The sequence below is a fragment of the Escherichia albertii NBRC 107761 = DSM 17582 genome (assembly GCF_000759775.1).
Taxonomy (GTDB): domain Bacteria; phylum Pseudomonadota; class Gammaproteobacteria; order Enterobacterales; family Enterobacteriaceae; genus Escherichia; species Escherichia albertii.
The window spans coordinates 16387-30313 of record NZ_BBMY01000019.1 but is presented as its reverse complement, the minus strand read 5'-3'; the positions used below and the strand labels follow the sequence as shown (position 1 = coordinate 30313).

At 49.2% G+C, this 13927-nt stretch carries 9 protein-coding genes and 1 pseudogene; 7 read left to right on the top strand and 3 right to left on the bottom strand.

Going from position 1 to position 13927, the window contains the following annotated elements; all coding sequences use genetic code 11:
* Window positions 1-55: 55 nt before the first annotated feature.
* From pflB to ycaO, 3 genes are all read right to left on the bottom strand, one after another.
* Entirely contained in the window at window positions 56-2338 is a 2283-nt protein-coding gene (gene pflB / locus EA14781_RS05570) for a formate C-acetyltransferase (RefSeq protein ID WP_001292823.1), read from the bottom strand.
* Between the two features lie 54 nt (window positions 2339-2392).
* Window positions 2393-3250, bottom strand: a complete 858-nt coding sequence (gene focA / locus EA14781_RS05565) for a formate transporter FocA (RefSeq protein ID WP_000642550.1) — start codon at window positions 3248-3250, stop codon at window positions 2393-2395.
* A 404-nt stretch (window positions 3251-3654) separates the two neighbouring features.
* Entirely contained in the window at window positions 3655-5415 is a 1761-nt protein-coding gene (gene ycaO / locus EA14781_RS05560) for a 30S ribosomal protein S12 methylthiotransferase accessory factor YcaO (protein WP_002462377.1), read from the bottom strand.
* Window positions 5416-5562: 147 nt separating this feature from the next.
* On the opposite strand from ycaO, the pseudogene EA14781_RS25630 reads away from it, so the two are divergent.
* From EA14781_RS25630 to EA14781_RS05530, 7 genes and pseudogenes are all read left to right on the top strand, one after another.
* A pseudogene (locus EA14781_RS25630) lies at window positions 5563-5706 on the top strand (DUF421 domain-containing protein); the annotation flags it as partial.
* Window positions 5707-5903: 197 nt separating this feature from the next.
* On the top strand, window positions 5904-6992 hold the full coding sequence (serC, locus tag EA14781_RS05555; RefSeq protein WP_000057156.1) for a 3-phosphoserine/phosphohydroxythreonine transaminase: 1089 nt from the start codon (window positions 5904-5906) through the stop codon (window positions 6990-6992).
* A 70-nt stretch (window positions 6993-7062) separates the two neighbouring features.
* Window positions 7063-8340 (top strand): 3-phosphoshikimate 1-carboxyvinyltransferase, encoded by a 1278-nt coding sequence (aroA, locus tag EA14781_RS05550; RefSeq protein ID WP_000445275.1) that lies wholly within the window; start codon window positions 7063-7065, stop codon window positions 8338-8340.
* Window positions 8341-8529: 189 nt separating this feature from the next.
* Window positions 8530-9213 (top strand): (d)CMP kinase, encoded by a 684-nt coding sequence (gene cmk / locus EA14781_RS05545; protein ID WP_000124000.1) that lies wholly within the window; start codon window positions 8530-8532, stop codon window positions 9211-9213.
* A 110-nt stretch (window positions 9214-9323) separates the two neighbouring features.
* Window positions 9324-10997, top strand: coding sequence for a 30S ribosomal protein S1 (gene rpsA, locus EA14781_RS05540; RefSeq protein ID WP_000140327.1), 1674 nt, complete (start codon window positions 9324-9326; stop codon window positions 10995-10997).
* A 159-nt stretch (window positions 10998-11156) separates the two neighbouring features.
* Window positions 11157-11441, top strand: coding sequence for an integration host factor subunit beta (ihfB, locus tag EA14781_RS05535; RefSeq protein WP_000167336.1), 285 nt, complete (start codon window positions 11157-11159; stop codon window positions 11439-11441).
* A 205-nt stretch (window positions 11442-11646) separates the two neighbouring features.
* Window positions 11647-13911: a ComEC family protein gene (locus EA14781_RS05530; protein WP_000705672.1), complete on the top strand. Its 2265-nt coding sequence runs from the start codon at window positions 11647-11649 to the stop codon at window positions 13909-13911.
* The last annotated feature ends 16 nt before the right edge of the window (window positions 13912-13927 follow it).

Genomic DNA, 13927 nt, shown 5'->3' with positions numbered 1-13927 from the left:
CTTTCGTGGAGCCTTTATTGTACGCTTTTTACTGTACGATTTCAGTCAAATCTAATTACATAGACTGAGTGAAGGTACGAGTAATAACGTCCTGCTGCTGTTCTTTAGTCAGCGAGTTGAAACGTACTGCGTAGCCAGATACACGGATGGTCAGCTGCGGATATTTTTCCGGGTTTTCCATCGCATCGAGCAGCATTTCACGGTTCATTACGTTCACGTTCAGGTGCTGACCACCTTCGATGGACGCTTCGTGGTGGAAGTAACCATCCATCAGACCTGCCAGGTTGGTCTTACGAACTTCGTCGTCTTTACCCAGTGCGTTTGGAACGATAGAGAAGGTGTAAGAGATACCATCTTTAGCGTAAGCAAACGGCAGTTTAGCAACGGAAGTCAGAGAAGCTACAGCACCTTTCTGGTCACGACCGTGCATCGGGTTAGCGCCCGGTCCGAACGGCGCGCCAGCGCGACGACCGTCTGGGGTGTTACCCGTTTTCTTACCATACACAACGTTAGAAGTGATGGTCAGAACAGACTGAGTCGGGATAGCGTCACGGTAGGTGTGCAGTTTCTGAATTTTCTTCATGAAACGTTCTACCAGGTCAACAGCCAGATCATCTACACGAGGATCGTTGTTACCAAACTGCGGATATTCGCCTTCGATTTCGAAGTCGATAGCCAGACCGTCTTCGTCACGAATCGGTTTAACTTTCGCATATTTGATTGCAGACAGGGAGTCAGCAGCAACGGACAGACCAGCGATACCACACGCCATGGTGCGGATAACGTCACGGTCGTGCAACGCCATCAGAGAGGCTTCGTAGCTGTACTTGTCGTGCATGTAGTGGATGATGTTCAGTGCAGTGATGTACTGTTTAGCCAGCCAGTCCATGAAGTGATCCATGCGCTCCATCACTTCATCGTAGTTCAGGACGTCGCCTTTGATCGGTTCAGATTTCGGACCAACCTGCATTTTCAGTTTTTCGTCAACGCCGCCGTTGATTGCGTACAGCATGGTTTTCGCCAGGTTTGCACGCGCACCGAAGAACTGCATTTGTTTACCAACGATCATCGGGCTTACGCAGCAAGCGATAGCGTAGTCATCGTTGTTGAAGTCCGGACGCATCAGGTCATCGTTCTCATACTGCAGAGAAGAGGTATCGATGGACACTTTAGCAGCGAATTTCTTGAAGTTCAGCGGCAGTTTTTCAGACCACAGAATGGTCATGTTCGGTTCCGGAGACGGACCCATTGTGTACAGGGTGTTCAGGAAACGGAAGCTGTTTTTGGTAACCAGCGTACGACCGTCGAGGCCCATACCACCGATAGATTCGGTTGCCCAGATCGGGTCGCCAGAGAACAGTTCATCGTACTCAGGAGTACGCAGGAAGCGAACCATACGCAGTTTCATGACCAGGTGGTCAACCATTTCCTGCGCTTCTTGTTCGGTGATCTTACCTGCTTTCAGATCACGTTCGATGTACACATCCAGGAAGGTGGAGGTACGACCGAAGGACATTGCAGCACCGTTCTGAGACTTAACAGCAGCCAGATAGCCGAAGTAAGTCCACTGGATAGCTTCCTGAGCGTTGGTAGCCGGACCAGAGATGTCATAGCCGTATTTAGCAGCCATTTCTTTCATCTGACCCAGAGCGCGATGCTGTTCAGCGATTTCTTCGCGCAGACGGATGGTCTGTTCCAGGTTTACGCCGTTTTCCAGATCGGTCTGCAGAGAGGTAAACTGTGCCAGTTTATCTTTCATCAGGTAGTCGATACCGTACAGTGCAACGCGACGGTAGTCACCGATGATACGACCACGACCATAAGCATCTGGCAGACCAGTCAGAACACCGGATTTACGGCAACGCAGGATGTCTGGAGTATAAACGTCGAACACACCCTGGTTATGGGTTTTACGGTATTCAGTGAAGATTTTTTTGATCATCGGATCCAGTTCGCGGTTGTACGCTTTGCAGGAACCTTCGATCATTTTGATACCACCGAACGGGATAAGAGCACGTTTCAGCGGAGCTTCAGTCTGCAGACCAACGATTTTCTCAAGCTGTTTGTTGATATAGCCAGCGTCGTGAGAAGTGATGGTGGAAGCAACAGCGGTGTCAAAGTCAACTGGCGCGTGAGTGCGGTTTTCCAGTTTAACGCCTTCCATTACTTTGTCCCACAGGGTAGTGGTCGCTTCAGTAGCGCCAGCCAGGAAGGACTCGTCACCCTCGTACGGAGTGTAGTTTTTCTGAATGAAGTCACGGACGTTTACTTCATTCTGCCAGTCACCTTTGGTAAAACCTTCCCAGGCTGTGGCTAACTTTTCATTAAGCTCGGACATGTAACACCTACCTTCTTAAGTGGATTTTTTATTTACTGCGTACTTCGACACCGATTAATGGTGATCGTTTTCACGCAGGTAAATGACCCAGTATGTCAACCCAACCAACAAACCACCGCCGATAATATTACCGATCGTAACCGGAATCAGGTTATCAGTGATGAAATTCATCACGGTCAGGTGAGAAAAATTTTCCGGTGCTGAACCGACAGCGGTCCAGAATTCCGGCGTAGCGAAGTCGCGGATTACAATACCCATAGGGATCATAAACATGTTTGCGATACTGTGCTCAAAACCGCTGGCAACAAACATCGCGACCGGCAGCACCATGATAAACGCTTTATCCATCAGGCTGCGACCAGAATAGCTCATCCATACTGCCAGACACACCATCAGGTTAGCCAGGATACCGAGGCAAACGGCCTCAATAAAAGTATGGTGCACTTTGTGGTCGGCGGTTTGTAGGACATTCAGTCCCCACTGACCGTTGGCGGTCATATACTCGCCGGAAAGCCACATTAAAAGTACAAACAACAACGCGCCGACAAGGTTGCCAAAATAGACATTCAGCCAGTTTTTCGCTAACTGGCCCCAGGTGATGCGCCCGCTCGCCTTGGCAACAACGATCAATACCGTGGAAGTAAAGAGATCGGCGCCGCAGACAACACAAAGAATCAGTCCCAGAGAGAAGCAAATGCCGCCAACCAGTTTTGCCATGCCGAAGGGCATTGTACCTGTGCCAGTGGTTGCTGTGATATAGAAGACGAATGCGATTGAGATGAAAACACCGGCAGTTATCGCCAGATAGAAAGTCTTAAGCGGATGTTTCGTTGCTTTATAGACACCCGCTTCTTCGGCCACTTTGGCCATTGCTGCAGGAAGTAAAAGATCAAAAGGGTTGTCAGCTTTCACACTAACTCTCTCTTTATTAAGTCGGCGACGAGATACTAACAAAGCATTATAGATGAGAATTTGATATAGATCATATCTCGCCTGGCTTATAGGCCCGTAACTCGCATGGTTTTTATGCAAATACGGAGTAAATATTTGATTATCCAAATAAAAATAAATTTTAAAAATTAACAAATGAGTTGAATTTTTTCCGTATCCTCCACCAAAACAGTTAATTAAAAGGGAGCATCAGGCAAATAAAGCAACAATATCGATCGTATTTATTAAATACAAATTACCGACATTTAACTTTATAATTACAATTATTTTGTTAATGCGAATATAGGTAAAGCGGGGCATTAAAAAACGCCCCGTAATATAACCCAGAGTAATGATTAAGCCTACATTGCGTAGGTTATTTGATTTTATTTTGCCCAGAACGCTGCTTTGGCGCGCTGTAATTTTTCGTAGGCTTTCAACAGCGATTGATGGGATGCGAAGGCTTGCAGGTCGCTGTCTACAGGTTGCAGACCATAAAACGCCGCGTCGCCGCTTATTGCCGCATTGGCGGCTTCTACCGCACCTGCGCCGTACATACGGATAAAGGCGTTCAGATATTGCAGCGGCTGGCGATCTTCTTCCTGCGCGAGTAATAACAATGTTTGCAGGCAACGATAATAGTTGGCGCGTTCTGCGCTAAACACCGAAGCATTAAATTCCATTGTCCATTCGGTCCAGACCAGAGCCTGTTCCAGATCGCCACCAGCCAGTGCCAGCATCGCTTTTAGTTCACCGATGCGAAGGGTGTACCAGCCATTATTTGGTCCCGTCGCCAGACCCAGCAGTTCACGTACACGGGTAAAGTCATCAAAACCTTCTTCATCCAGTTGCTCGATGAGGTTCAGATAATCTTCTTTTTCCCACTGACTGCCTGGCAGTGACAAAATGGTTTCGCGCAGATGGCTACCCATGCTGTTGTTGGCGAGCCATAAATCTTCTGCCGGATAAATGTCAGACATGCCAGGGACAATAATGCGGCAAGCATAAACGCCCAGATGTTCATAATCGGCAATATAAACTTCTTTATCTTCTCTATTGAAGATAGCCATCAGTGTGGCGAACTCCTCTTCGGTAGTGCCGGAGAAATTCCAGTCTACAAAGGGATAATCTGCCTCTTGCTTGAACAAGTCCCAGGAGATCAAACCGCTGGAATCGATAAAGTGGGTTTCGAGGTTGGTATGTTCTGCAACTTCTTCATCATCGAAGGTCGGAGGGGTAAAGACATCCAGATCTTTCAGACTACGGCCCTGCAGTAATTCGGTTACTGTGCGTTCCAGCGCAACGCCAAAATCAGGATGCGCGCCGAAGGATGCAAAGCAGGTACCGTTAGTCGGATTGAACAGTACTACGCAAATCACCGGATACTGACCACCAAGCGAACCGTCATAAGCGAAGATAGGGAAACCTTCCGCTTCCAGTGTTTCGATGGCTTCAACTACCGCTGGATAGCGTGCCAGCACTTCGCTCGGGATCTCCGGCAGGCTGATGCTTTCAGCAATGATGCGGTTTTTTACATAACGTTCGAAAACTTCGGATAACCCCTGAACACGCGCTTCGTTGCGGGTATTACCAGCAGACATACCATTAGAAACATACAGGTTGCCAATGATGTTCATCGGAATATAGACGGTTTGATTATCCGACTGGCGGGTGAATGGCAGGCCGCAAATGCCGCGCTCTTCGTTACCGGATTGCAGATCAATCAACATACTGCCAGTCAGTTCATTTTCCGGGTCATAAAACGCACGCAGACGATCATCGAGCAGGCCTTCTGGCACGTCGTCACTTTCGGTTAGAGGAAACCATTTTTCGTTGGGATAATGCACAAACGGGCTGTTGGCGATGGTCTCGCCCAACCAGAAATCAGCAAAAAAGTAGTTCGTAGAAAGACGCTCGAAATATTCACCAAGAGCAGAAGCCAGCGCTGCTTTTTTAGTCGCACCTTTACCGTTGGTAAAACATAACGCGCACTCTTTGTCGCGAATATGCACAGACCAGACGTTAGGCACCGGATTCAGCCAGGAAGCCTCTTCAATTTGAAAACCGAGGTCGGAGAGTTTTTGCTGGAAGCGAGCGATGGAGTCTTCCAGTGCGGCATCTTTGCCGGGGATAAATGTTTGCGTCATGAAAATCACTTTAGTCGTACGGAAAGCGCGCAATAATACGGGTTTTATCGCAAAGGTGCCATCATTGCCGCCATACAGACTGGCTGTTGGTTATATGCTTTTAGCGGATAATCCATGATAAACGCATAAGAATGAAGGTATGCATAATATAAAGCCATGCCGGGAGCCGATGGCTATGACCACATTCAGTGTAGCGAAATCATTCACATGAATGCGGGTGAAAAACAATTATGTCCACATTGTGTAAATCCAGTATTGACGAAGGTAAGTTGGATAAAACGGATGGCCTGACAGCAAAAATATCGGTTTTTGGGTAATAATCCGAGAGATTCTGTTGTGTGACGCGTGCCACATTTTTGCCCTCAACGGTTTTACCCATTGCGGCGCGTGCCACTGAATGATAAAACCGATATCCACAGGAATAATGTATCGCCCGGGTCGCAATCGATTGACTGTGGGTTAATAGCAACGCAACGTGGTGAGGGGAAATGGCTCAAATCTTCAATTTTAGTTCTGGTCCGGCAATGCTACCGGCAGAAGTGCTTAAACAGGCTCAACAGGAACTGCGCGACTGGAATGGTCTGGGTACATCGGTGATGGAAGTGAGCCACCGTGGCAAAGAGTTCATTCAGGTTGCAGAGGAAGCCGAGAAGGATTTTCGCGATCTTCTTAACGTCCCCTCCAACTACAAAGTATTGTTCTGCCACGGCGGCGGCCGCGGTCAGTTTGCTGCTGTACCGTTGAATATTCTTGGTGATAAAACCACCGCAGATTATGTCGATGCCGGTTACTGGGCGGCCAGTGCCATTAAAGAAGCCAAAAAATACTGCACGCCAAATGTCTTTGACGCTAAAGTGACCGTTGACGGTCTTCGCGCGGTTAAACCAATGCGTGAATGGCGACTCTCTGATAATGCTGCTTATATGCATTATTGCCCGAATGAAACCATCGACGGTATCGCCATTGATGAAACGCCAGACTTCGGCAAAGATGTCGTGGTTGCTGCCGACTTCTCTTCAACGATTCTTTCGCGTCCGATAGATGTCAGTCGTTATGGAGTAATTTATGCGGGCGCGCAGAAAAATATCGGTCCGGCGGGTCTGACAATCGTCATTGTTCGCGAAGACTTGTTGGGTAAAGCAAATATCGCTTGCCCATCGATTCTGGATTATTCCATTCTCAACGATAACGACTCCATGTTTAACACGCCGCCGACCTTTGCCTGGTACTTATCTGGCCTGGTTTTCAAATGGCTGAAGGCGAACGGCGGTGTGGCAGCGATGGATAAAATCAATCAGCAAAAAGCCGAACTGCTGTACGGTGTGATTGATAACAGCGATTTCTACCGTAATGATGTGGCGAAAGCTAACCGTTCGCGGATGAACGTCCCATTCCAGTTAGCAGACAGTGCTCTGGATAAACTGTTCCTCGAAGAGTCTTTCGCCGCGGGCCTTCATGCGCTGAAAGGTCACCGTGTGGTCGGTGGAATGCGTGCTTCTATTTATAACGCCATGCCGCTGGAAGGCGTTAAAGCGCTGACAGACTTCATGGTTGAATTCGAACGTCGTCACGGCTAATGCCGAAATTTTGCTTAATCCCCACAGCCAGACTGTGGGGTTTTTATTTCTGTTGTAGAGAGTTGAGTTCATGGAATCCCTGACGTTACAACCTGTCGCTCGTGTCGATGGTACGATTAATCTGCCTGGTTCCAAGAGCGTATCTAACCGCGCTTTATTATTGGCGGCATTAGCACACGGCAAAACAGTATTAACCAATCTGCTGGATAGCGATGATGTTCGCCATATGCTTAATGCGTTAAAGGCGTTAGGGGTAAGCTATACGCTTTCTGCCGAGCATACGCGTTGCGAAATCATCGGCAATGGTGGCCCATTACATGCTGAAGGCGCGTTGGAGTTATTTCTCGGTAATGCCGGAACGGCAATGCGTCCACTGGCTGCGGCACTTTGCTTGGGACACAATGATATTATTCTGACCGGCGAGCCACGCATGAAAGAACGCCCGATTGGTCACCTGGTGGATGCGCTGCGCCAGGGCGGAGCGAAAATCACTTACCAGGAACAAGAGAATTATCCACCGTTGCGTTTACTGGGCGGTTTCATCGGCGGCAACGTTGAAGTTGACGGCTCTGTTTCCAGTCAGTTTCTCACCGCATTATTAATGACTGCGCCGCTTGCGTCGCAAGATACGGTCATTCGCATTAAAGGCGATCTGGTCTCTAAGCCTTATATTGATATCACGCTGAACATGATGAAAGCGTTTGGTGTTGAGATTGAAAATCAGCACTACCAACAGTTTGTGGTGAAAGGCGGGCAGTCTTACCAATCTCCGGGGAGCTATTTAGTGGAAGGTGATGCCTCCTCGGCCTCTTACTTCCTTGCCGCAGCAGCGGTTAAAGGCGGTACAGTAAAAGTGACCGGCATTGGACGCAACAGTATGCAAGGCGATATTCGTTTTGCTGACGTGCTGGAAAAAATGGGGGCGACCATTAGCTGGGGGGATGATTATATTTCCTGCACGCGTGGCGAACTGAACGCTATTGACATGGATATGAACCATATCCCTGATGCGGCGATGACTATTGCAACGACGGCGTTGTTTGCAAAAGGCACTACCACGCTACGCAATATTTATAACTGGCGCGTAAAAGAGACGGATCGTCTGTTTGCGATGGCGACCGAACTACGCAAAGTTGGTGCGGAAGTGGAAGAGGGGAATGACTTTATCCGCATCACGCCGCCGGAAAAATTGCGGTTTGCTGAAATCGCGACTTATAACGATCACCGTATGGCGATGTGTTTTTCGCTGGTGGCATTGTCAGATACACCGGTGACGATTCTCGACCCAGGATGCACCGCTAAAACGTTCCCGGATTATTTCGAACAACTGGCGCGGATTAGTTTCTAGTTTTTTCTTTTCCGCCGCACCGTCCGGTGCGGCGATTCCTTACTTTTTCTGGCATTTTGCGTCGCTTATTTATTCTACAATCAACTTCAATCATTCTGTATTTTGCACGCAGAGTTAACGATTTGTGGCGTTGGCGCGTATAATGCGCGGCGATTATGTTAACAGTACGCCTGTGTTAAGGAGATAAAGATGACGGCAATTGCCCCGGTAATCACCATTGATGGCCCAAGCGGTGCAGGGAAAGGCACCTTATGTAAGGCTATGGCGGAAGCATTGCAATGGCATCTGCTGGACTCGGGTGCAATTTATCGCGTACTGGCGCTGGCGGCATTGCATCATCATGTCGATATCGCGTCGGAAGACGCCCTGGTGCCGCTGGCATCCCATCTGGATGTGCGTTTTGTGTCGACCAATGGCAATCTGGAAGTGATCCTCGAAGGGGAAGATGTCAGTGGTGAAATTCGCACTCAGGACGTGGCGAATGCTGCGTCACAAGTGGCGGCATTTCCTCGTGTGCGTGAGGCGCTGTTGCGTCGACAGCGCGCATTCCGTGAGTTACCCGGACTGATCGCCGATGGCCGGGACATGGGAACGGTGGTATTCCCTGATGCGCCAGTGAAAATTTTCCTTGACGCTTCCCCGGAAGAACGTGCGCATCGCCGCATGCTACAGTTGCAGGAGAAGGGCTTTAGTGTTAACTTTGAGCGCCTTTTGGCCGAGATAAAAGAACGCGACGACCGCGATCGTAACCGTGCGGTAGCGCCATTGGTTCCGGCAGCCGATGCTCTGGTGTTGGATTCCACCACCTTAAGCATTGAGCAAGTGATTGAAAAAGCGCTACAATACGCGCGCCAAAAACTGGCTCTCGCATAAGCGACCGAATTTGCAGTACCCCCGTTGCAATGGAATGACAGCGGGTATGTTAAACAACCCCATCCGGCACGGAGCTAGGTGGACGTTAAATATAAACCTGAAGATTAAACATGACTGAATCTTTTGCTCAACTCTTTGAAGAGTCCTTAAAAGAAATCGAAACCCGCCCGGGTTCTATCGTTCGTGGCGTTGTTGTTGCTATCGACAAAGACGTAGTACTGGTTGACGCTGGTCTGAAATCTGAGTCCGCCATCCCGGCTGAGCAGTTCAAAAACGCCCAGGGCGAGCTGGAAATCCAGGTAGGTGACGAAGTTGACGTTGCTCTGGACGCAGTAGAAGACGGCTTCGGTGAAACTCTGCTGTCCCGTGAGAAAGCTAAACGTCACGAAGCCTGGATCACGCTGGAAAAAGCTTACGAAGATGCTGAAACCGTTACCGGTGTTATCAACGGCAAAGTTAAGGGCGGCTTCACTGTTGAGCTGAACGGTATTCGTGCGTTCCTGCCAGGTTCTCTGGTAGACGTTCGTCCGGTGCGTGACACTCTGCACCTGGAAGGCAAAGAGCTTGAATTCAAAGTAATCAAGCTGGATCAGAAGCGCAACAACGTTGTTGTTTCTCGTCGTGCCGTTATCGAATCCGAAAACAGCGCAGAGCGCGATCAGCTGCTGGAAAACCTGCAGGAAGGCATGGAAGTTAAAGGTATCGTTAAGAACCTCACTGACTACGGTGCATTCGTTGATCTGGGCGGCGTTGACGGCCTGCTGCACATCACTGACATGGCATGGAAACGCGTTAAGCATCCGAGCGAAATCGTCAATGTGGGCGACGAAATCACTGTTAAAGTGCTGAAGTTCGACCGCGAACGTACCCGTGTATCCCTGGGCCTGAAACAGCTGGGCGAAGATCCGTGGGTAGCTATCGCTAAACGTTATCCGGAAGGTACCAAACTGACTGGTCGCGTGACCAACCTGACTGACTACGGCTGCTTCGTTGAAATCGAAGAAGGCGTTGAAGGCCTGGTACACGTTTCCGAAATGGATTGGACCAACAAAAACATCCACCCGTCCAAAGTTGTTAACGTTGGCGATGTAGTGGAAGTTATGGTTCTGGATATCGACGAAGAACGTCGTCGTATCTCCCTGGGTCTGAAACAGTGCAAAGCTAACCCGTGGCAGCAGTTCGCGGAAACCCACAACAAGGGCGATCGTGTTGAAGGTAAAATCAAGTCTATCACTGACTTCGGTATCTTCATCGGCCTGGACGGCGGCATCGACGGCCTGGTTCACCTGTCTGACATCTCCTGGAACGTTGCAGGCGAAGAAGCAGTTCGTGAATACAAAAAAGGCGACGAAATCGCTGCAGTTGTTCTGCAGGTTGACGCAGAACGTGAACGTATCTCCCTGGGCGTTAAACAGCTCGCAGAAGATCCGTTCAACAACTGGGTTGCTCTGAACAAGAAAGGCGCTATCGTAACCGGTAAAGTAACTGCAGTTGACGCTAAAGGCGCAACCGTAGAACTGGCTGACGGCGTAGAAGGTTACCTGCGTGCTTCTGAAGCATCCCGTGACCGCGTTGAAGACGCTACTCTGGTTCTGAGCGTTGGCGACGAAGTTGAAGCTAAATTCACTGGCGTTGATCGTAAAAACCGCGCAATCAGCCTGTCTGTTCGTGCGAAAGACGAAGCTGACGAGAAAGATGCAATCGCAACTGTTAACAAACAGGAAGATGCAAACTTCTCCAACAACGCAATGGCTGAAGCTTTCAAAGCAGCTAAAGGCGAGTAATTCTCTGACTCTTCGGGATTTTTATTCCGAAGTTTACTGAGTTTACTTGACAGATTGCGGGTTTCGTCCTGTAATCAAGCACTAAGGGCGGCTACGGCCGCCCTTAATCAATGCAGCAACAGCAGCCGCTAAATTTGCCTTTAAGGAACCGGAGGAATCATGACCAAGTCAGAATTGATAGAAAGACTTGCCACCCAGCAATCGCACATTCCCGCTAAAACGGTTGAAGATGCAGTAAAAGAGATGCTGGAGCATATGGCCTCGACTCTTGCGCAGGGCGAGCGTATTGAAATCCGCGGTTTCGGCAGTTTCTCTTTGCACTACCGCGCACCTCGTACCGGACGTAATCCGAAGACTGGCGATAAAGTGGAACTGGAAGGAAAATACGTTCCTCACTTTAAACCCGGTAAAGAACTGCGCGATCGCGCCAATATTTACGGTTAAGTTTTAAGAAAACTTGAGCGCGAAAAAAGCACCTGGCAGGTGCTTTTTTCATTTCTGTCATCTGGAACTGGAAGCTGCTTCGCAGAGTTTTGTGTAGTTTTCACCTTTCCGTTAAATTCTTTTGAACGCGCCTCGGGGAAAGCAAAACTCCCGCCAGACAACCGCTTAACAAAATTGCACACTTTCCAAAAACAGGGAGGAGTGCATGAAAATAACGACGGTCGGCGTATGCATAATTTGCGGAATTTTTCCGCTGCTGATTTTGCCGCAATTGCCTGGGACATTGACCCTTGCGTGTCTGACTGCCTTCGCCTGCGTACTTGCATTTATTTCTGTTAAAGCCGTCCGTTATATATCGCTGACATTACTGTTTTTTCTTTGGGGCGTATTAGCAGCGAAGCAAATTTTATGGGCAGGAGAAACCTTAACCAGCACGACGCAGGATGTAATCGTCGAGATTACCGCCACTGATGGTATGACCACTCATTATGGCCAAATTACCCGTCTCCAGGGACGGCAGCTATTCCCGTCGCCAGGTATCACACTGTATGGCGAATATTTGCCGCAAGCGGTTTGTGCCGGGCAGCAATGGGCAATGAAGCTCAAAGTACGTGCGGTTCACGGTCAACTTAATGACGGCGGTTTTGACAGCCAACGTTCTGCTGTTGCCCAGCACCAGCCGCTAACCGGGCACATTCTTCAGGCGAGTGTCATCGAACCGGGTTGTCGTCTGCGAGCGCAATATCTGGCGTCGTTACAAATGACTCTGCAACCCTATCCGTGGAACGCGGTTATTCTTGGTTTAGGTATGGGCGAACGGTTATCTGTGCCTAAAGAAATCAAAAATATTATGCGCAATACCGGTACGGCGCATTTGATGGCGATATCGGGCTTACATATCGCCTTTGCGGCATTGCTGGCAGCGGGGCTAATTCGCGGGGGGCAAATTTTTCTTCCTTCGCGTTGGATTTACTGGCAGATGCCATTGATTGGCGGAATTTGCTGTGCCGCTTTTTATGCCTGGCTGACCGGAATGCAGCCGCCAGCACTGCGTACTGTAGTGGCGCTCGCGACCTGGGGAATGCTTAAGTTGAGCGGGAGGCAATGGAGCAGTTGGGATGTATGGATATGCTGCCTGGCGGCAATTTTACTGATGGATCCCGTTGCTATTCTTTCGCAAAGCTTGTGGCTCTCTGCCGCTGCAGTGGCTGCGCTAATTTTCTGGTATCAGTGGTTTCCCTGTCCTGTCTGGTCGCTGCCGCCCACCTTGCGCACAGCCGTTTCACTCATCCATCTGCAGTTGGGAATAACGCTCCTGTTACTACCAATACAAATCGTCATGTTTCACGGTATTAGTCTGACCTCATTTCTGGCGAATTTGTTTGCAATTCCCTTGGTGACATTTATTTCGGTCCCATTGATCCTTGCCGCGATGATTGTGCATTTAAGCGGACCGATCATCGTGGAACAGTGGCTTTGGCTTATTGCTGACCGTTCGTTAGCCTTACTCTTTTGGGCGTTAAAAAATTTACCCGAAGGATGGATCAATATTGCTGAACGCTGGCAATGGCTGTCATTTTCTCCGTGGCTATTGTTGATTATATGGCGATTCAACGCATGGAGGACGCTGCCTGCGGTGTGTCTGGCTGGAGGAATTATGATGTGCTGGCCGCTATGGCAAAAACCCCGGCCTGATGAATGGCAGGTGTACATGCTTGATGTCGGGCAAGGGCTGGCAACGGTGATAGCCAGAAATGGCAAAGCGATTCTCTATGATACGGGACTGGCCTGGCCGGAGGGGGATAGTGGGCAACAACTGATTATCCCCTGGCTGCGTTGGCATAATATTGAACCGGAAGGCATCATTCTTAGCCACGAGCATTTGGATCATAGGGGAGGGCTGGACTCAATATTGCATACCTGGCCGACGTTATGGGTCAGAAGCCCATTAAACTGGGAGCATCACCAGCCCTGTGCACGTGGTGAAGCGTGGCAATGGCAAGGATTGCGCTTTAGTGCTCATTGGCCCTTGCCTGGTAGTGATGACAAAGGAAATAACCATTCCTGCGTGGTTAAGATTGATGATGGAACATATAGCATTCTTTTGACTGGCGATATTGAAGCATCGGCTGAACAAAAAATGCTAAGTCGTTACTGGACGCAGTTGCAGGCAACATTACTCCAGGTGCCTCATCACGGCAGTAATACGTCATCATCATTGCCATTCATTCAACGAGTGAATGGCAAGGTGGCGCTGGCGTCAGCATCACGCTATAACGCATGGCGATTGCCTTCGAACAAAGTTAAGCATCGCTATCAACAACAGGGTTATCAATGGCCGGATACCCCACATCAGGGGCAAATAACAGTCAATTTTTCTGCGCGAGGTTGGAGAGTAAGCAGCCTAAGGGAACAAATTTTACCTCGTTGGTATCATCAGTGGTTTGGCGTGTCAGTGGATAACGGGTAGAATATGCGGCTATTTC

What these genes read in the sequence shown, in the direction of transcription:
- pflB (WP_001292823.1), bottom strand. Translation starts at nt 2,338, where the DNA reads ATGTCCGAGCTTAATGAAAAGTTAGCCACAGCCTGGGAAGGTTTTACC.
- ycaO (WP_002462377.1), bottom strand. Translation starts at nt 5,415, where the DNA reads ATGACGCAAACATTTATCCCCGGCAAAGATGCCGCACTGGAAGACTCC.
- serC (WP_000057156.1), top strand. Translation starts at nt 5,904, where the DNA reads ATGGCTCAAATCTTCAATTTTAGTTCTGGTCCGGCAATGCTACCGGCA.
- aroA (WP_000445275.1), top strand. Translation starts at nt 7,063, where the DNA reads ATGGAATCCCTGACGTTACAACCTGTCGCTCGTGTCGATGGTACGATT.
- cmk (WP_000124000.1), top strand. Translation starts at nt 8,530, where the DNA reads ATGACGGCAATTGCCCCGGTAATCACCATTGATGGCCCAAGCGGTGCA.
- rpsA (WP_000140327.1), top strand. Translation starts at nt 9,324, where the DNA reads ATGACTGAATCTTTTGCTCAACTCTTTGAAGAGTCCTTAAAAGAAATC.
- ihfB (WP_000167336.1), top strand. Translation starts at nt 11,157, where the DNA reads ATGACCAAGTCAGAATTGATAGAAAGACTTGCCACCCAGCAATCGCAC.
- EA14781_RS05530 (WP_000705672.1), top strand. Translation starts at nt 11,647, where the DNA reads ATGAAAATAACGACGGTCGGCGTATGCATAATTTGCGGAATTTTTCCG.